General features: G+C 67.9%; 14 protein-coding genes. 8 read left to right on the top strand and 6 right to left on the bottom strand.

Annotated features, from left to right (window positions below; all coding sequences use genetic code 11):
* The first annotated feature begins 63 nt into the window (after positions 1-63).
* Together atzF and uca are read left to right on the top strand one after the other, a co-directional pair.
* A complete protein-coding gene (gene atzF / locus F7R26_RS31095) occupies positions 64-1,929 on the top strand; it encodes an allophanate hydrolase (protein ID WP_150986145.1) in 1,866 nt (621 codons plus the stop codon).
* 13 nt (positions 1,930-1,942) lie between these two features.
* Entirely contained in the window at positions 1,943-5,542 is a 3,600-nt protein-coding gene (gene uca / locus F7R26_RS31090; protein ID WP_150986146.1) for an urea carboxylase, read from the top strand.
* Between the two features lie 17 nt (positions 5,543-5,559).
* Here the strand turns inward: uca and F7R26_RS31085 are convergent, their stop codons facing one another.
* Positions 5,560-6,408 carry a class I SAM-dependent methyltransferase gene (locus tag F7R26_RS31085; protein ID WP_150986147.1) on the bottom strand — a complete coding sequence of 283 codons (849 nt, stop codon included), beginning with the start codon at positions 6,406-6,408 and terminating at the stop codon, positions 5,560-5,562.
* Positions 6,409-6,711: 303 nt separating this feature from the next.
* Here F7R26_RS31085 and F7R26_RS31080 point away from each other — a divergent pair, with 303 nt between their 5' ends.
* The 6 genes from F7R26_RS31080 (at position 6,712) to F7R26_RS31055 (ending at position 12,476) form a co-directional block, all read left to right on the top strand.
* Entirely contained in the window at positions 6,712-7,179 is a 468-nt protein-coding gene (locus tag F7R26_RS31080; protein ID WP_150986148.1) for a rhodanese-like domain-containing protein, read from the top strand.
* A 103-nt stretch (positions 7,180-7,282) separates the two neighbouring features.
* Positions 7,283-8,236 carry a serine O-acetyltransferase EpsC gene (epsC, locus tag F7R26_RS31075; protein ID WP_150986149.1) on the top strand — a complete coding sequence of 318 codons (954 nt, stop codon included), beginning with the start codon at positions 7,283-7,285 and terminating at the stop codon, positions 8,234-8,236.
* The gene (locus tag F7R26_RS31070; protein WP_150986150.1) at positions 8,233-8,493 is read left to right on the top strand and encodes a helix-turn-helix domain-containing protein; all 261 of its coding nucleotides are present in this window, start codon (positions 8,233-8,235) and stop codon (positions 8,491-8,493) included. The genes epsC and F7R26_RS31070 overlap by 4 nt, the downstream gene beginning before the upstream one ends.
* A 183-nt stretch (positions 8,494-8,676) precedes the next feature.
* The gene (locus tag F7R26_RS31065) at positions 8,677-9,609 is read left to right on the top strand and encodes a family 2A encapsulin nanocompartment shell protein (protein WP_006157090.1); all 933 of its coding nucleotides are present in this window, start codon (positions 8,677-8,679) and stop codon (positions 9,607-9,609) included.
* Positions 9,584-11,470 (top strand): family 2A encapsulin nanocompartment cargo protein cysteine desulfurase, encoded by a 1,887-nt coding sequence (locus F7R26_RS31060; RefSeq protein WP_150986151.1) that lies wholly within the window; start codon positions 9,584-9,586, stop codon positions 11,468-11,470. Before F7R26_RS31065 ends, F7R26_RS31060 begins: the two co-directional genes overlap by 26 nt.
* 235 nt (positions 11,471-11,705) lie before the next feature.
* Complete coding sequence (locus F7R26_RS31055; protein ID WP_150986152.1) at positions 11,706-12,476, top strand: ferredoxin--NADP reductase; 771 nt, start codon at positions 11,706-11,708, stop codon at positions 12,474-12,476.
* 80 nt (positions 12,477-12,556) lie between these two features.
* Here the strand turns inward: F7R26_RS31055 and F7R26_RS31050 are convergent, their stop codons facing one another.
* Genes F7R26_RS31050 through F7R26_RS31030 form a run of 5 tightly spaced genes read right to left on the bottom strand, consistent with a single transcriptional unit; the run spans position 12,557 to position 18,040 of the window.
* Positions 12,557-12,730 (bottom strand): hypothetical protein, encoded by a 174-nt coding sequence (locus tag F7R26_RS31050; RefSeq protein ID WP_170301874.1) that lies wholly within the window; start codon positions 12,728-12,730, stop codon positions 12,557-12,559.
* Positions 12,731-12,777: 47 nt separating this feature from the next.
* Positions 12,778-14,505, bottom strand: coding sequence for a dipeptide ABC transporter ATP-binding protein (locus F7R26_RS31045; RefSeq protein ID WP_150986153.1), 1,728 nt, complete (start codon positions 14,503-14,505; stop codon positions 12,778-12,780).
* Positions 14,502-15,452, bottom strand: a complete 951-nt coding sequence (locus F7R26_RS31040) for an ABC transporter permease (RefSeq protein WP_150986207.1) — start codon at positions 15,450-15,452, stop codon at positions 14,502-14,504. Before F7R26_RS31040 ends, F7R26_RS31045 begins: the two co-directional genes overlap by 4 nt.
* Before the next feature lie 16 nt (positions 15,453-15,468).
* Positions 15,469-16,434: an ABC transporter permease gene (locus F7R26_RS31035; RefSeq protein WP_150986154.1), complete on the bottom strand. Its 966-nt coding sequence runs from the start codon at positions 16,432-16,434 to the stop codon at positions 15,469-15,471.
* Positions 16,435-16,450: 16 nt separating this feature from the next.
* Complete coding sequence (locus tag F7R26_RS31030; RefSeq protein WP_150986155.1) at positions 16,451-18,040, bottom strand: ABC transporter substrate-binding protein; 1,590 nt, start codon at positions 18,038-18,040, stop codon at positions 16,451-16,453.
* Between the last annotated feature and the right edge of the window lie 23 nt (positions 18,041-18,063).

The following is an 18,063-nucleotide window of genomic DNA, read 5'->3' as shown; positions in this document are numbered from 1 at the left end:
ATGGCATGTCTCCTGCTTTGCTGGTCTGCAACGCCCTCATGTATACAACCTGGGATACAAGCGATGACCAGCAAGACGCCTCTGCGCCGATCCGCCGCCAGCCTTGGCAGTTGCCGAAGCCTGCCTGAGTGGCAACAGCTCTACAAGACGCAAGGCGCGTCGCCCGCGGACGCGCTGGCGCCGTTCCTGGACCTGGACGCAGCGGACCCGGCCTGGATCGCGCGGCTGGATGCGGCGCGGCTGCAGTCCCAGCTGGCTGCGCTGGCGGCGCGGGTTGAAGAAGCGGGCGGCAAGCGCGATGCGTTTCCCCTCTACGGTGTGCCGTTCGTGGTGAAAGACAACATCGACGTGGCGGGGTGGCCCACCACGGCGGCGTGTCCCGCGTTTGCGTATGTGGCCGAGCGCGATGCCGGCACGGTGGCGCGGCTGCGCGCGGCCGGGGCCATCGTGGTGGCCAAGGCTAACCTCGATCAGTTCGCCACCGGCCTGGTGGGCGTTCGTTCGCCCTACGGCGCGGTGCCCAACACCTTCGACGCGGCGTACGTCAGCGGTGGCTCCAGTTCGGGCTCGGCGTCTTCGGTGGCGCGCGGCTGGGTGCCGTTCTCGCTCGGGACAGATACGGCGGGGTCGGGGCGCATTCCCGCGGCATTCAACAATATCGTGGGCCTCAAGCCGACCCGGGGCTGGCTCTCCAGCGCCGGCGTGGTGCCGGCCTGCCGCACGCTGGATTGCGTCTCCGTGTTTGCGCTGACGGTCGAGGATGCCGCGCTGGTGGCGGAGATCGCGGGCGGTTTTGACCACGACGATCCTTACTCGCGCACCTATCCGCTGAGCGCGCCCGCCGCGCTGGCGCCATCGCCCGTGCTGGGCATTCCCGATGCGCTGGCTTTCTTTGGCGATACGCAGGCGCAGGCCAGTTTCGCGCAAGCGCAGGCGGACTTGCAGGCGATGGGCGCCAAGCTGGTGCCGATTGATTTTTCGCCATTCGCCGAGCTGGCCGCGCTGCTCTACCAGGGGCCATGGGTGGCTGAGCGTTTCCTGGCGGTGAGCCAGCTTCACGCCAGCCAGCCGGAAGCCATCGATCCGGTCGTTCGCGTGATCGTGGAGGAAGCGGGCCGCTATAGCGCGCTGGACGCGTTCAGCGCCGAGTACCGGCGCGCGGCGCTGACCCGCGCTATCCACCTGGCGCTGGCAACGGTCGATGCGCTGGTGGTGCCGAGCGCGCCGTCGATCTATACGCTGGCCGCCGTGCAGGACGATCCGATCCGCCTGAACGCGCGGCTTGGCACCTATACCAACTTCACCAACCTGGCCGACCTGTCGGCGCTGGCGCTGCCGGCCGGTGCGCGCGAGGACGGCCTGCCGGCGGGCATCACGCTGATTGCCCCGGCCTGGGCGGACCGCGCGCTGGCCCGCTTTGGCCGGCAGTGGCAGGCGGCGCAAGCGTTGCCGCTGGGCGCCACCGGGCGGGCTTGTCCCGTTGGTGCGCAGCGCGCCACGCCGGTCACGCCGGGATCGGTGCGGCTGGCCGTGGTCGGCGCCCACCTTAGCGGCATGCCGCTTAACCATCAACTGCTCACGCGCCACGCGGCCTTTGTGGAGGCTTGCCGCACGGCGCCGTGCTACCGGCTTTATGCGCTGGCGGATACGATCCCGCCCAAGCCCGGGTTGGTGCATAGCGGCACAGGGCAGGGCGCGCCGATCGAAGTCGAGCTCTGGGATGTGCCACTGGCCGGCTTTGGTGCCTTCGTCGCGGAGATTCCCGCGCCCCTTGGCATCGGCAAGCTGCTGCTGGAAGACGGCCGGCAAGTGACCGGGTTCATCTGCGAACCCCGGGGCCTGGAAGGTGCCCGCGATATCACGGCATTTGGCGGCTGGCGCGCGTATCGCGCCAGCGCGGACGCCAGCGCAAATGCCAGCGCAACCTGACCCGGGAGCGCCGATGTTCCACACCGTACTGATCGCCAATCGTGGCGAGATTGCCGTGCGCGCCATTCGCACCTTGCGTGCGCTAGGTATCAAGAGCGTGGCCGTGTATTCGGATGCCGATCGCAATGCCGCGCATGCCCGGCTGGCGGATGTGGCGGTGCCGCTAGGTGGCGAGCGTGCGGCGGATAGCTACCTGGTGGCCGAGCGCGTGCTGCAAGCCGCGTTGGATACCGGTGCGCAAGCCGTGTTTCCGGGTTACGGCTTTCTGTCGGAGAGCGCGGCGTTTGCCGAGGCCTGCGAGGCGGCGGGCCTGGTGTTCATTGGCCCGACGCCGCACCAGCTCCGCGAGTTCGGGCTCAAGCACCGGGCGCGCGAGCTGGCGGCCGAGGCGGGCGTACCGATGACGCCCGGCACCGGCCTGCTCTCCAGCGTGGAACAAGCCCTGCGGGAGGCCGCGCGTATCGGCTACCCCGTCATGCTCAAGAGCACGGCCGGCGGAGGCGGTATCGGCCTGTCGCGCTGCGCTGATGATGCCGAGCTGAGCGCGGCCTTTGACAGCGTGCAGCGGCTGGGCGAGCAATTTTTCAAGCATGGCGGCGCCTTTATCGAGCGCTGCCTGGACCGCGCGCGGCATATCGAGGTGCAGATCTTTGGCGACGGCGCGGGCCGCGTGGTGGCGCTGGGCGAGCGGGATTGCTCCACGCAGCGCCGCAACCAGAAGGTGGTGGAGGAAACCCCGGCGCCGCACTTGAGCGAGGCCACGCGCCACGCGCTGCATCGGGCCGCGATCCAGCTGGGCGAATCGGTGCGCTACCGCTCTGCCGGCACGGTGGAGTTCATCTACGACGTGGAGCGGGAGGATTTCTACTTCCTGGAGGTCAATACCCGGCTGCAGGTGGAGCATCCCGTGACCGAACTGGTCACCGGGCTGGACCTGGTCGCCTGCATGCTGAAGCTGGCCGCGGGCGACGCGCTGGACTGGGATGCCATCTCCCGCCCGCCGCAGGGTGCTGCCATGGAGGTGCGGCTCTATGCGGAGGATCCGCTCAAGCAGTTCCAGCCCTCGCCGGGCACCTTGACCGAGGTGGCTTTTCCGGACGGCGTGCGCGTCGACGGCTGGGTCGAGACCGGCACGGAGGTATCCGCTTTCTACGATCCTCTGCTGGCCAAGCTGATCGTTCACGGCCCCACCCGCGAAGCCGCGCGCGCAAGGCTCGCGGCAGCGCTGGCCGCCACGCGCCTGTGCGGCATCGCCACCAACCTGGACTACCTGCGCCAGATCGTCGACTCGCCCGAGTTCACCACGGGCCGCGCCTTCACGCGCATGCTCGACGGCTTTCCCTACGCGCCGGCGGTCATCGAGGTGCTGGAGCCGGGCACCTACACCAGCATCCAGGACGTGCCGGGCCGCACGGGCTACTGGCATATCGGCGTGCCGCCATCCGGCCCGATGGACGACTACGCCTTCCGGCTGGCCAACCGCATCGTCGGCAATCATCCGGGCGCGGCCGGGCTGGAATGCACGCTGACAGGGCCACGCCTGCGCTTTCATGGCGCGGCCGTGGTGGCGCTGGCCGGCGCGCCTTGCACGGCAACGCTCGACGGAATGAACGTCCCGTTCTGGGCGCCAATCAGCGTGGCCCCGGGCCAGGTCCTGGCGCTGGGCAAGGCCACGCAAGGCTGCCGCACCTACCTTGCCGTGCGCAATGGCTTCGATGTGCCGCGCTATCTGGGCAGCCGGTCCACCTTCGCGCTCGGGCAGTTCGGCGGGCATGCCGGGCGCACGCTACGGCCGGGCGACATGCTCCCGCTCGGCCAGCCACATCTGGCCGCCAGCGGCGTCGAGGCCCCGGTGACGGCGCCACAGGCCGCCCCCGCGGCACTGGTGCCGACCTACGGCCAGCATTGGGAGATCGCGGTCCTGCACGGCCCGCATGGCGCTCCCGACTTCTTTACGCCGGCATCCATGGAGATTTTTTTCGCCACGGACTGGGAGGTGCACTACAACGCCAACCGCCTTGGCGTGCGCCTGGTCGGGCCCCGGCCCGAATGGGCGCGGCGCGACGGCGGTGAGGCGGGGCTGCACCCATCCAACGTGCACGACTGCGAATACGCAATCGGCGCCATCAACTTCACCGGCGACTTCCCGGTGATCCTTACCAATGATGGCCCGAGCCTCGGCGGCTTTGTGTGTCCCGTCACGGTCGCCAAGGCCGAGCTATGGAAGGTTGGCCAGGTCAAGCCGGGCGACCGGATCCGCTTCCGGCCAATCAGCTTCGATGCCGCGCGTGCCTTGCAGGCGGCGCAGGATCAGGACATTGCCGGGCTGCGGCAAATCACGCGCGCGCCGCCGCTGCCGGCGCCGGGGCGTTCCACCGCCATTCTTGCCGCGCGCGCGGCCAGCGGCTATCACCCGGCCATCGCCTACCGGCAGGCGGGCGACGGCTATTTGCTGCTGGAGTACGGCGAGAACGTGCTCGACATCGGCCTGCGGCTGCGGGTGTACCTGATGATGGAGGCGCTCAAGGCGCAGCCGATTGACGGCGTGCTGGAGCTATCGCCCGGCGTGCGCTCGCTGCAGGTGCGCTACGACGGCCAGCGCATCCATCAGGCGGCGTTGATCGAGGCGCTGCTCGCCATCGAGGCCGGCCTGCCGGACGTGGCCACGCTGAAGATTCCCACGCGCGTGGTGCACCTGCCGATGGCCTTCGAGGATGGTGCCACGCTGGATGCCGTGCAGCGCTACCGCGAGACGGTCTGCGCTGATGCGCCGTGGCTGCCCAACAATGTCGACTTCATCCAGCGCATCAACGGCCTGGCGCATCGCGACGACGTGCGGGACATTGCGTTCGCCGCGCGCTATCTGGTGCTGGGGTTGGGCGACGTCTACCTTGGCGCGCCTTGCGCCGTGCCGCTTGATCCGCGCCACCGGCTGCTCACCTCCAAGTACAGCCCCGCGCGCACCTTCACCGCGGAAGGCACGGTCGGCATCGGCGGGGTCTATATGTGCATCTATGGCATGGACTCCCCGGGCGGTTACCAGTTGATCGGGCGGACGCTGCCGATCTGGAACAAGTTCCTCAAGAACCCGCTGTTCGCGCGCGGCGCGCCGTGGCTGTTGCGCTTCTTTGACCAGGTGCAGTTCTACCCGGTGTCAGAGGCGGAGCTGGACCGGCTGCGCGAGGATTTCCGCGAAGGACGCGCCACGGTGCGCATCGAGCACGATGTCTTCGACTATGCCGCGTACCGGCAGTCGCTCGTGGACAGCGCGCACAGCATTGCCGCCTTCCAGGCGCGGCAGCAGGCGGCTTTCAGCGCGGAGGTGGCGCACTGGAAAGCCCATGAGGCCAACGCCGCGCCCATCGAAGTGCCGGCCGCCTTGCGCCATGACGAGCACGACGGCCATGCCGTGATGGCGGAGATGAGCGGCAGCGTGTGGAAGGTGCTGGTTCAGCCCGGCGAGCAGGTGCGGGCCGGGCAGCCGCTGCTGGTGGTCGAGGCCATGAAGATGGAGCTGACCGTGCTGGCCCCGGTGGCGGGCACGCTGCTGGCCATGCGCTGCCGCGCGGGCTCGGCGATCAAGGTGGGCGACCGCCTGGCGTCGATCGCCTGACAAGCGTGGAGCGTGCCTCAGCGCGGCTTGATGAACTTCAGCGTCATGCGGTCCGATTCGCCGATGGCCATGAAGCTCACACGGTCGCGCTCGCCGCCGCGTAACGTCGGCGGCAACGACCACACGCCATCGGGATGGTCGTGGTTGTCGCGGGGGTTGGCATTGATCTCGCTGCGCCCGGCAAGCGCAAAGCCGGCCGCGCGGGCGTGGTCGATGACGTAGTCTTCGGTGACGTAGCCGGTGGCGATCATCTGCTCCAGCGAGGTGCCGGGCGTGGCCCAGTGCTCCTCCACGCCCAGCACGCCGCCGGGTTTGAGCACGGCGTAGAAGGCGCGCAGGCTGTCGTCCAGGTGGCCGTCCTTGATCCAGTTGTGGATGTTGCGAAAGGTCAGCACCAGGTCGGCGCCGCCCGGCGGGGCGATATCGGTAAAGGCGCGCACCGGCAGCGTGCCGACCGTGACCTTGCCGTAGTTGCCCGGATCTTGCGCCAGTTTCTTCTCGAAGTTCGCCCTTGAGCGCTTGCCTTCCTCGCTGGCATCCGCGGCGCTCACATCATAGTGCGCGGCGTATAGCTTGCCGTGGTCGCGCAGCACCGGTGCCAGGATCTCCGTGTACCAGCCGCCGCCCGGCGCGATTTCGATCACTGCCTGATCCGGCTGCAAGCCGAAGAACCGCAGCGTTTGCAACGGATGGCGGTACACGTCGCGGGCCTTGTTGGCGGCACTGCGCTGCGGACCTGCGATGGCGGCGGCGAGGGCTTCGTCTGCCGCGGCAGGCGCTGCGCTTGCCGCGCTGGCCAACATGCCGGCGCCGGCCAGCAGCAGGGCGTGCCGCACGAAACGGCGCCGGGCAGGGGAGGGAGTCATGGCATTCCTTGCTGCAGGTGAGCGGTGAACGATGCGCGGTGAACTGTGGTTATCCATAGCCGCCCCTGAATCTGGACGCAGCCAGGCAGGTTTGTCAAGCCGGCTCATGCCTTTCCCGCGTTGGCCCGTGCCGCCCTCGAGGAAGCGTCTTAGGAAATGCGTTTTTATTCGTTCTCAATCCGGCAGCGTCATTTCATAGTTGAGCCGTGATGGCTATAGGCGGTTGCCGTCAACGACAAAGCGTGCATCGGGCAGGCCCGGCTTAGCCCGCACGCGGACAACATGCTGCAAGGAGAGCGTTTCATGACAGTCGCATCGGAAGACAAGATCAAGCATCCCGTGCTGGAAGCCGCTCGCGGCGTGGCACGTTCCTCCGGCCTGCCCTATGCCGGCCGCGTGACGCCGCAGCAGGCCTGGGCGCTGTTCAGCGCCGGCGATGCGGTGCTGGTCGACGTACGCACAGCGGAAGAGCGCAAGTTCGTCGGCTATGTGCCCGATACCCTGCACGTGCCCTGGGCCACCGGCACCAGCCTGACCCGCAACCCGCGCTTTGCGCGCGAGCTCGAAGCCAAGACCGGCAAGGACGCCGTGGTGCTGCTGCTGTGCCGCAGCGGCAACCGCTCCGCGCTGGCTGCCGAAGCCGCCACCAAGGCGGGGATCGCGCATGTGTTCAACGTGCTCGAAGGCTTCGAAGGTGAGATCGACGAGCGGCAACGGCGCGGCAAGCGCGGCGGCTGGCGCTTTCACGATCTGCCGTGGATCCAGGACTGAGCCGCGGCTGGCGCAAGCAATCGATCCATAGAGATCAACGAGCATAGCGCTCAACAAGCCGCGCGAGCCATCACGCGGACAACGCAGAACGGGGAGTACCACAGTGGCTGACTTCGAGATCGGCGAGATCGTGCTCGCCTTGCAGCAGGTGCGCCAGCAATGGAGAGAAGGCCAGCAACGCTTGCTGGAGCCGGGTGGGCGCGACCTGCCTTCGCGCGATGCGCTGGCGCAGGTGGTCGCCACGCTCAAGGGGGTGCTGTTTCCCATGCGGCTGGGGCCGCCCGATTTGCGCCAGGAGAGCGAGAACCTCTATATCGCGCATTCATTGGACGCGGCGCTGCACGGGCTGCTGGCCCAGGCAAGGTTGGAGTTCCACTACGCCGCGCGCTATGCCGAACGCGATGAAGCCGCGCTAAAGGCGCGCGCGCTGACGGCCGTGCATGCGTTCGCCGCCGAGCTGCCGCGCATCCGCGGCCTGCTCGACAGCGACGTGCTCGCGGCCTTCCATGGCGACCCCGCGGCCGGCAGCGTGGATGAGGTCCTGCTCTGCTATCCCGGCATCCTGGCGATGATCCATCACCGCATCGCCCACGCGCTCTATGGCCTCGGGCTGCCGCTGCTGGCGCGCATCGTGGCGGAGCTGGCGCATGCTGAGACTGGCATCGACATCCATCCCGGCGCGCAGATCGGCGGCGGCTTCTTTATCGATCACGGCACGGGCGTGGTAATTGGCGAGACCACCATCATCGGCGAGCGCGTGCGGCTGTACCAGGCGGTGACGCTCGGCGCCAAGCGCTTTCCGCGCGATGCCACGGGCAAGCTGGAGAAGGGCCTGCTGCGGCACCCCATCGTCGAGGACGATGTGGTGATCTACGCCGGCGCCACCATCCTTGGCCGCGTCACGCTGGGCCGCGGCGCGGTGATCGGCGGCAATGTGTGGGTCACGCAGGATGTCGCCGCCGGCGCCCATGTGACGCAGGCCGTATCGCGCAACGAGACCGCCAGGGCGCCGGGCGCAAGCGAGCTGGCGCGCGCGATCGAGGCGAGCTTGCCATGACTGACCTGGTGCGGACTTTGGGCGCCACCGTGCGCCAGTTGCGCGAGGCGCATGCGTGGTCGCAGGAGGAGCTTGCCGAGCATGCGGGCATGAACCGCTCGTATATCGGCGAGATCGAGCGTGGCAGCGCGATTGCCTCGATCGTCACGGTGGAAAAGCTGGCCGTGGCGCTGGGCGTGCCGATCTCGTGGCTGCTCGGATCGGGCGCCGCGCACGTCTCGCTGCGTGATGCGCAGGTGGTAGGCACGCGGTCCTAGCCATCGCCGCCGATGCCCACGAACCACGCGCCAATCCTTGCGCAGATCCATGCGCATTGCCGTCTATAGCATGTTGAACGGGCCGGGCCGTCTCCCGATAATCGCTGCGGTAATAACGATTCTTGTTTTTCTCATATAGCAATCAGCCATCAGCTCACAGCTCACAGCTAAACGGAGTAGCACATGTCGGTAAACGGGAGCGGCCAGACGGCGCTCGGCGATAACGCAGCACGGCAACTAGCCAATGCCACCAAGACCATCCCCCAGCTCGCGACCATCACGCCGCGCTGGCTGACGCATTTCCTGCAATGGGTGCCGGTGGAAGCCGGCATCTACCGCCTCAACAAGGTGCAGGACCCCGAGTCCGTCAAGGTCGCCTGCACCCAGCGCGACGACGAAGGCAAGCTGCCGCGCACCTTCGTCAACTACGAAGAGCAGCCGCGCGAGTATTTCCTGAACGCGGTCAGCACCGTGCTGGACGTGCATACCCGCGTCTCGGACCTGTACAGCAGCCCGCACGACCAGATCAAGGAACAGCTGCGCCTCACCATCGAGACCATCAAGGAGCATCAGGAAGGCGAGCTGATCAACAACCCGGACTACGGCCTGCTGGCCAACGTGGCCGAAGCGCAGCGCGTCTTCCCGCTGACCGGCGCGCCCACGCCGGACGACATGGACGAGTTGCTCAGCAAGGTGTGGAAGGAGCCCGCGTTCTTCCTGACCCACCCGCTGGCGATTGCCGCTTTTGGCCGCGAATGCACGCGCCGTGGCGTGCCGCCGCCCACCGTCAGCCTGTTCGGCTCGCAGTTCATCACCTGGCGCGGTATTCCGCTGATCCCGTCCGACAAGGTGCCGGTGGCTGACGGCAAGAGCAAGATCCTGCTGCTGCGCGTGGGCGACAAGCGCCAGGGCGTGGTCGGCCTGTTCCAGCCGGGCGTGGCGGGCGAGCAGGGCCCGGGCCTGTCGGTGCGCTTCATGGGCATCAACGACCAGGCTATCGCTTCGTACCTGATCTCGCTGTACTGCTCGCTGGCCGTGCACGCGCCGGATGCGCTGGCGGTTCTCGATGACGTGGAGATCGGCAAGTACCATGACTATCCTGACACCTACAAGTAATCCGGTGAATCTGCCGAATCCGCCGGCCAGCCCGTCGGCGGCGCTGCCGGGCGCGCCTTCGGTGCCGCCCGGCCTGCCGGATCCGGCGGTGCTGGCGCGCCTGGCGGGGGCGTTTTTCTCGGCCCTGCCGGGGACGTCGCCCGCCGCCGCGCAGTCGCTGCCCGTGGTGAACAACCCGGCGCCGCCTGGCTCGCCCGTGGCGGGTCCAGGCGGCACGGGCACCGGCGTGCCGGGTGCGGCGATCCCGCAGGGCCACGTGCCCGGCGCCAACCTGCTGCCCGCCGCGCCAACCCATGTGCTCTCGCTGGCTAATCGCGCGCCGGCCTTGCGGCCAACCTCGGTGGCGCAGAATAGCCTGCCCGACACGGTAGCCACGGTGGCGCCCGCGGTGGAAAGCCGCTTCGGCGGCCAGGCGCTGGGCGTGCCGCATGCGGCGTCGCCGTCGCCGCAGTCCTCGGCCGCGCCTGCTTACTACTTCCTGGAGGGCGCGGGCCGCGACCTGCATGGCGGCGCATCGAGCCTGCGCGAGATCGCCACGTTCGGCGATCCGCTTTCGCTGCATGCGCCGCAGCAAGGGCCGGGCGCTTACGGCTCTGGGCGCGAGCAAGAGCAGACGCTACCGTGGGCATCGTCTTCGGCGCGCGTGCCGTTCGACGTCAACGCCATCCGGCGCGATTTCCCGATCTTGCAGGAACGCGTCAACGGCCGCCAGCTGGTGTGGTTCGACAACGCCGCCACCACGCACAAGCCGCAGTCGGTGATTGACCGCATCTCGTACTTCTACGCGCACGAGAACTCCAACATCCACCGCGCTGCCCATGCACTGGCCGGGCGCGCCACGGATGCCTACGAGGCCGCGCGCAGCAAGGTGCAGCGTTTTATCGGCGCGTCCTCGCCCGACGAGATCATCTTCGTGCGCGGCACCACCGAGGCCATCAACCTGATCGCCAAGACCTGGGGCGTGCAGAACGTGGGCGAGGGCGACGAGATCATCGTCTCGCACCTGGAGCATCACGCCAATATCGTGCCGTGGCAGCAGCTTGCCGCGCAGACCGGGGCCAGGCTGCGGGTGATTCCGGTGGACGATTCCGGGCAGGTGCTGCTGGATGAATACCGGCGGCTGCTCAATGACCGCACCAGGATCGTGTCCGTGACGCAGGTCTCGAATGCGCTGGGCACCGTGGTGCCGGTCAGGGAGATCGTCGACCTGGCCCACAGTGCCGGCGCCCGCGCGCTGGTCGACGGCGCGCAGTCGGTCTCGCACATGCGGGTGGACGTGCAGGCCATCGACGCGGATTTCTTCGTGTTCTCGGGCCACAAGGTGTTCGGGCCCACCGGCATCGGCGTGGTCTATGGCAAGCGCGAACTGCTGGAGGCCATGCCGCCCTGGCAAGGCGGCGGCAACATGATTGCGGATGTGACCTTCGAGCGCACCGTGTTCCAGCCGCCGCCCAACCGCTTCGAGGCCGGCACCGGCAACATCGCCGACGCGGTGGGGCTGGGCGCCGCGCTGGACTACGTGGAGCGGGTCGGCATCGAGAACATCGCCCGCTACGAGCACGACCTGCTGGAGTACGCCACCCACCTGCTGCAGCCCATCCCGGGCGTGCGGCTGGTAGGCACGGCGCGCGACAAGGCCAGCGTGCTGTCCTTCGTGCTCAAGGGCTATGAAACCGAGGAAGTGGGCCGCGCGCTCAACGAGGAAGGCATCGCCGTGCGCTCCGGGCATCACTGCGCCCAGCCTATCCTGCGCCGCTTTGGCGTGGAGGCCACGGTGCGGCCGTCGCTGGCCTTCTACAACACCACGGACGAGGTGGACCGGCTGATTTCGGTGGTCAGGCGGCTTTCGGGGCGCCGTTGAGCCGGAAAACGCGGGGCGTGGGGCTGATAACCCCCCTGAAACTGCATGAATCGGGACGCGCCCTGCGTTTTCTTCTAAAATCCGCTATCTTCTCACCTTGATCGGCGCGCCTTCCAGCCTTCGGACCGGGGCCCGCCTTGTTGAACGCAACCGGCAAGCTACCGCCAAGCCTTTGGTATCAGGCCACAACAGGCCATCGACGCCGGCGCCATCCAGCGCATACAGCGCCTTATTCATGAGCAATCTCAACCAGCAAGCCATCCTCTCCGTCCACCACTGGACCGACACGCTCTTCAGCTTCACCTGCACCCGCGACCCCGGCTTCCGTTTCGAAAACGGCCAGTTCGCAATGGTTGGCCTGGAAGTGAACGGTCGTCCGCTTCTGCGTGCCTACAGCATCGCCAGTGCCAACTACGAGGAAACGCTGGAGTTCTTCAGCATCAAGGTGCCGGACGGCCCCCTGACGTCGCGCCTGCAGCACCTGAAGGAAGGCGACCAGATCTTCGTCGGCAAGAAGCCCACCGGCACGCTGCTGGTCGACAACCTGCTGCCGGGCAAGACCCTGTGGCTGCTGGCCACCGGCACCGGCCTGGCCCCGTTCCTGTCGATCATCCGCGACCCGGACGTGTACGAGCGCTATGACAAGGTCGTGCTGACCCACACCTGCCGCTTCGTCGAGGAACTGGCCTACCGCGAGCTGATCCAGGAACACCTGCCGCAGCACGAACACCTGGGCGAGCTGATCCGCGAAAAGCTGGTCTATTTCCCCACCGTGACCCGCGAAGAGTTCGACAACCAGGGCCGCATCACCGACCTGATTGCCAACGGCGAGCTGTTCGAGCGCCTGGGCGTGGAGCCGTTCTCGCTCGAGAACGACCGCATCATGCTGTGCGGCAGCCCGGACATGCTCAAGGACATCCGCGCGATGCTGACCGAGCAGCACTTCACGGAAGGCAATATGAGCGAGCCGGGCCATTTTGTGCTTGAAAAGGCATTTGTTGGCTAAGCGTTCGGCACACTGAAGGCCATTGCGCCATGACGATCGCCGGGGTTCCCCGGTGATCGCTCAATCCCGCTGGCGGGACATCATTGCTGGCGGGACATCACCCAGAAGTGAATCCCCAGGGTGGTCAGGAAGACACCCCCGAGCTGTATCCACGCCAGTTCCGTCCCCAGCGACAGATAGAGCCCCGCAGCGCCGGCGGCCGTGCCCGCACGCCCGTGCCATTTGCGCGTCCTGCCATGGTTCTCTTGCATCATGCTTGCGTTCCTTCGCCGACGAGCGCCACTCACCAGGCGCGCCATCACTAAGCCACTGCCACCACCGGCAACCCTCGTACCCGCCCCACATCCGGCACCGCGGCCATCAGCGTGCGCGTATAGCCATGCCGGGGTGCGGCAAAGACCGCATCCGCTGGCCCGATTTCAACCAATTGCCCGCGCTGCATCACGCCCACCTGGTCGCATAGCTGGCGGATCACCGCCAGGTTGTGGCTGATCAGCAGGTAGGTCAGGCCGAATTCGTCCTGCAGGTCGCGCATCAGGTTGAGTACCTGGGCTTGCACCGAGACGTCCAGCGATGACGTGGGCTCGTCGCAGATCAGGAAGGCGGGGTGGCTGACCAGGGCGCGGGCGATGGCGATGCGCTGGCGCTGGCCGCCGGAGAACTGGTGCGGATAGCGCCGGCCGGCGTCCGGCGACATGCGCACGCGGCGCAGTGCCTGCGCCACGCGTTCCGCGGTGTCTTCCGTGCTATTGCTCAGCCCCAGCGCTTGCAGCGGCTCGGCAATGATGCGGTCGATGCGCCAGCGCGGGTTGAGGCTGGCGTACGGGTCCTGGAAGATCATCTGGAAGCGCCCGGGCAGGGTGGCCGCAGCCTGGCGGTCCGCCCAGCGGTCCACGCCGTCGATCACGATGCGTCCCGCGCCGGGCCGGGTCAGGCCGGCAATCATGCGCGCCACGGTGGACTTGCCCGAGCCGGATTCGCCCACCAGCCCGAAGGTGGTGCCGCGCGGGATGGCGAAGCTGACGTCGCGCACCGCGTGCAGCACCTTGCGCGGCTGGCGCGCGAGGGTGCGCAGCAGCCAGCCGGCGGAGAGATCGAAGTCGCGCGACAGGCCCTGCACCTGCACCAGTGGCGCGGCGTCTTGGCCGGCCTCGGGGCGGGATGCCGGTGCCGGCAGCGGCGCCACGGCGCCTTCGTCCGGCACCGGCAGGCGGTGCAGCCGCTGGTGCACGGAGGGAATGGCGGCCATCAGCGTGCGCGTGTATGCCGCGCGGGGGCGGTCGAGGATGTCGCGCACCGCCCCGGTCTCCAGCACGCGGCCTTGATACATCACCAGGACGCGGTCGGCGGCCTCGGCGATCACGCCCATGTCGTGGGTGATCAGCATGGCGGCGGTGCCGCGCTCGCGGCAGACGCGGCGCAGCATTTGGATCACCTGCGCCTGCACAACCACATCGAGCGCGGTGGTCGGCTCGTCGGCAATCAGCAGTTCGGGCTCGCCGCACAGCGCCAGCGCAATGGCCACGCGCTGGCGCATGCCGCCGGAGAACTGGTGCGGGTATTGGTTGAAGCGCGTGGCGGGGTCGGGGATTTCCACGTCCGCGAGCCATGCCAGCGCGCGCTGGCGTGCCTGCGCTGGCGATAGCGGCAGGTGTGTGCGGATGGTTTCGGTGAGATGCCGGCCGATGGTGCAGACCGGGTTGAGGCTGGTCAGCGGGTCCTGGAACACCATGCCGATGTGCTTGCCGCGAATGCGGCGCATGTCTTCGCCGCGCAAGGTATCGATGCGTTCTCCGCGCAGCGTCACGCTGCCGGCGCTGATGCGCCCGGGCGGCTCGATCAGGCCGGTGACGGCATTGCCCGCCATCGATTTGCCCGCGCCGGATTCGCCCACCACACCCAGGATCTCGCCGGGGGCGATGTCGAAGGACACGTCGTCGAGCACGTTCACCGTGCCACGATAGGTGTCGAACGCCACGGACAGGCCGCGCACGCTCAGGACGGGCAGGTTCACAGGCATCTTGGTCATTGGAGCTTGGGGTTGAGTGCGTCGCGCAGCCAGTCGCCCGCGAGGTTGACCGAGAGCGCCAGCGCCAGCAGCACCAGCGCGGGGAACAGCAGGATCCACCACTCGCCGGAGAACAGGAAACCCTGGCCAATGCGGATCAGCGTGCCCAGCGAGGGCTGGGTGGGCGGCAGGCCCACGCCCAGATAGGACAGCGTGGACTCCGCCACCACCGCCAGCGCAAAGCTGATGGTGCCGATCACCAGTACCGGCGCCAGCAGGTTGGGCAGGATATGGCGCAGCAGGATGGCCGTGCGCGAGCGCCCGATGATGCGGGCCGCCAGCACGTAATCCTTGTGCTTCTCCACCATCACCGCGCCGCGCACGGTGCGCGCGTATTGCACCCACTCCGACAGGCCGATGGCGGTCACGATCACGTAGAGGGCCATCTCGTCGCGGTAGCCAGCGGGCAGGATGCCGCGCGCGATGCCAAAGATCAGCAGCGCCACCAGCAGCACCGGAAAGGTGAGCTGGACATCGGCAAGGCGCATCACCACGGTGTCGAACCAGCCGCCGGCATAGCCGGCCACCAGGCCAAGCGTGACGCCGATGGCCAGCGACAGCGCCACCGCCGCCGCGCCCACCAGCAAGGACATGCGCAAGCCGTAGAGGATGGCGGAGAAAATGTCGCGCCCCTGGTCGTCGCTGCCAAGCGGATAGAAGGCGCCGGACGCGCCATGCCCCCAAGGTGGCGTGAAGGCGTCGAGCAGTTCCAGCCCGGCGGGATCGAAGGGGTTTTGCCGCGCCAGCCAGGGCGCGAACAGGGCGGCGAGCACCAGCAGCGCCAGCAGCAGCACGGCACATTGCGTGGTGCGCGAGCGCGCCAGCGCCCGCACCACGGGAGACTCGGCATTGCGCCAGCGGGCTTGCGCCGGGGCGGCCGGGGCGGGTGGAGCGGGGGCGTTCTGCATTGAGGTCATGGAGAGGTCAGGCACGGCGCAGGCGCGGGTCAACCAGCAGGTAGACCAGGTCCACCGCCAGGTTGATGCACACGTACAGCACCGCGATCATCAGCAGGTAGGCCGCGATCACCGGCACGTCCACTGCCTGGATCGACGAGATGAACAGCAGCCCCACGCCGGGCCACTGGAACACCGTCTCGGTGACGATGGCGAAGGCGATCAGCGAGCCGATCTGCAGCCCGGTGATGGTGACCACCGGGATCAGCGTATTGCGCAGCGCGTGGCCGTAGTGGATGCGCCGCTCGGGCAGGCCGCGCGCGCGGGCAAAGCGCACGTAGTCGGTGCGCAGCGCCTCCATCATTTCCGCACGCACCAGGCGCATGATGAGTGTCAGCTTGAACAGGCCAAGCGTGGCCACTGGCAGCACCAGCGACGCCCAGCCTGAGCGCGTGAGCAGGCCCGTGTTCCACCCGCCCAAGGCTACGGTGTCGCCGCGCCCGAACGAGGGCAGCCAGCGCAGCTCCACGGCAAACAGGTAGATCAGCAGGATGCCGATCAGGAAGGTCGGCAGCGAGACGCCGACCAGCGACACCGTCATCAGCACGCGGCTGGCCCAGCCGTCGCGCTGTATCGCCGTGTAGACGCCCAGCGCCACGCCGCCCAGCACGGCCACCACCGCCGCCACCAGCGCCAGCTCCAGCGTGGCAGGCGCGCGCTCCAGGATGACTTGCGTTACCGGCCGCTTGACCCGGTAGGAGATGCCGAACTGGCCGCGCAGCACGTTGCCGAGATAGCGCGCGTACTGCACCGGCACGGGCCGGTCAAAGCCCAGTTCGGCCACCAGTGCCTGGCGATCTTCGATCGAGGCATCCTCGCCCAGCAGGCTGACCGTGGGGTCGCCGATATGGCGAAACACCAGGAAGGCGATAAAGGACACGGCCAGCAGCACCAGCAGCGACTGGCCGAGGCGGCGGAGAAGGTGGACCAGCATCAGCGCGCGCCCATTGTCACGACTTCGCCAGCTTGAACAGCTTGAAGTAGGGCGTGTTCGACGGGTTCACCGGGATGTCGAACTTGCGCGCCATGGCATAGGTCTGGATCTGGTCATGCAGCGGCAGGTAGACCAGTTCGTTCTGCACCGTGGCCCAGATACTCTTGATGGTGGCGTCGCGCTGCTTCTGGTCGCCCTCGCTTGAGAGCGAGACGATCTTCGCATCCAGCTCCGGGTTGCTGTAGCGCGTGGCATTGGTGGCGCCGCGCGCATTCTTGCCGCGCGTGTGGACCAGGTAGTCGAAGATGTAGGCGGAGTCGTAGGTCGGCACGCCCCAGCCGTACAGGTAGAAGTCCGTATCCAGGTTGTTGATGGCGGCGGTCTGGATCGCCAGCGGGCGCGAGACCACCGTGGTCTTGACGCCAATGCGGCCCAGGAAGCCGGCAGCGGCCTGGCAGATCGCCTCGTCGTTGAGGTAGCGGTCGTTGGTGCAATGCAGGGTGATGCCAAAGCCGTTGGGGTAGCCGGCTTGCGCCAGCAGCGCCTTGGCGCGCGCCACGTCGGGCTTGCCGACCACGTCGAAGGCCTTGTCATAGCCATGCACGAACGGCGGCGCGATGATATTGGTCGGCACCGACAGGCCGCGCATCACGGCCGTCTTGATGGCGTTGCGATCGATGGCGAGCTGGAACGCCTCGCGCACGCGGCGGTCGGCCAGCGGGTTGCGGTCTTTCACGTCCGAGTACTTCAAGGGCGCGTTGCCCACGTTCAGGCCGAAGAAGATCACGCGGTTTTCCGCTGCCTGGTTCACCCGCAGCCTGGGGTCGGCGCGCAGCCGCGCCGTGTCCTGGATTGGCAGGTCCTGCACGAAGTCCACCTCGCCGGAGAGCAGCGCGGCCACGCGGGTGGCGGGCGACTTGATCGGCAGGTAGACCAGCTCGTCGATCTCCAGCGGGAACTGGCCGCGGCCCCAGTACTGCGGGAAGAGCTTGAGCACCGTGCGCACGTCCTGCTCGCGCGACACCAGCGTGTACGGGCCGGTGCCGTTCACATTGCGCGTGGCGTAGGTCTCTTCCTTGGCCGAGGCGTTCTGCGGTTGCTCCACGTTGTGCGACCTGGACCATGCCGCGCTCAGGATCTGGATATTGGTCAGGTTGTCGGGCAGCAGCGGGTTGGGGCCGGCGGTCTTGATGCGGATGACGAATGGCGAAACCTTGGTCACCTCGGTAATCGAGACCAGCAGCGATTTCATGTCCGAGGTGGGCGACTTGGCGCGCAACAGAGAGAACACCGCATCGTCGGCGGTGAACACGCTGCCATCGTGGAACTTCACGCCCTTGCGCAGCTGGAACTCCCATACCGTGGGGTCGTCCGTGCGCCGCCACGAGGTGGCCAGGGTGGGCAGCAGCTTGCCATCGGCGGTGCGGATGATCAGCGGCTCGTAGACCTGATGCAGCAGGTTGTGGTTGGGCCCGTTGTTGACCGCGTGCGGGTCCAGCGTGGAGGCGTCGGCCGAACGCGCCCAGCGCAGGGTTTCGGCATGCAGCGCGGGAGCGGCCAGCAATGCGGCGGCCAGGGTGGCGGCCAGCGCCAGTCGTTGGATCATGTCTGTTGTTCTCACTTACGGTC

Origin of the sequence: Cupriavidus basilensis (assembly GCF_008801925.2) — a bacterium.
In the GTDB taxonomy this organism is placed as follows: domain Bacteria; phylum Pseudomonadota; class Gammaproteobacteria; order Burkholderiales; family Burkholderiaceae; genus Cupriavidus; species Cupriavidus basilensis.
The sequence above is the reverse complement of the archived record's forward strand: the minus strand, read 5'-3'. Positions and strand labels throughout refer to the sequence as shown.

Coding starts and splice junctions, on each gene's coding strand:
- F7R26_RS31055 (WP_150986152.1), top strand. CDS start 11,706: ATGAGCAATCTCAACCAGCAAGCCATCCTCTCCGTCCACCACTGGACC.
- F7R26_RS31080 (WP_150986148.1), top strand. CDS start 6,712: ATGACAGTCGCATCGGAAGACAAGATCAAGCATCCCGTGCTGGAAGCC.
- F7R26_RS31045 (WP_150986153.1), bottom strand. CDS start 14,505: ATGACCAAGATGCCTGTGAACCTGCCCGTCCTGAGCGTGCGCGGCCTG.
- F7R26_RS31050 (WP_170301874.1), bottom strand. CDS start 12,730: ATGATGCAAGAGAACCATGGCAGGACGCGCAAATGGCACGGGCGTGCG.
- F7R26_RS31065 (WP_006157090.1), top strand. CDS start 8,677: ATGTCGGTAAACGGGAGCGGCCAGACGGCGCTCGGCGATAACGCAGCA.
- F7R26_RS31030 (WP_150986155.1), bottom strand. CDS start 18,040: ATGATCCAACGACTGGCGCTGGCCGCCACCCTGGCCGCCGCATTGCTG.
- F7R26_RS31085 (WP_150986147.1), bottom strand. CDS start 6,408: ATGACTCCCTCCCCTGCCCGGCGCCGTTTCGTGCGGCACGCCCTGCTG.
- uca (WP_150986146.1), top strand. CDS start 1,943: ATGTTCCACACCGTACTGATCGCCAATCGTGGCGAGATTGCCGTGCGC.
- F7R26_RS31040 (WP_150986207.1), bottom strand. CDS start 15,452: ATGCAGAACGCCCCCGCTCCACCCGCCCCGGCCGCCCCGGCGCAAGCC.
- F7R26_RS31035 (WP_150986154.1), bottom strand. CDS start 16,434: ATGCTGGTCCACCTTCTCCGCCGCCTCGGCCAGTCGCTGCTGGTGCTG.
- F7R26_RS31060 (WP_150986151.1), top strand. CDS start 9,584: ATGACTATCCTGACACCTACAAGTAATCCGGTGAATCTGCCGAATCCG.
- atzF (WP_150986145.1), top strand. CDS start 64: ATGACCAGCAAGACGCCTCTGCGCCGATCCGCCGCCAGCCTTGGCAGT.
- F7R26_RS31070 (WP_150986150.1), top strand. CDS start 8,233: ATGACTGACCTGGTGCGGACTTTGGGCGCCACCGTGCGCCAGTTGCGC.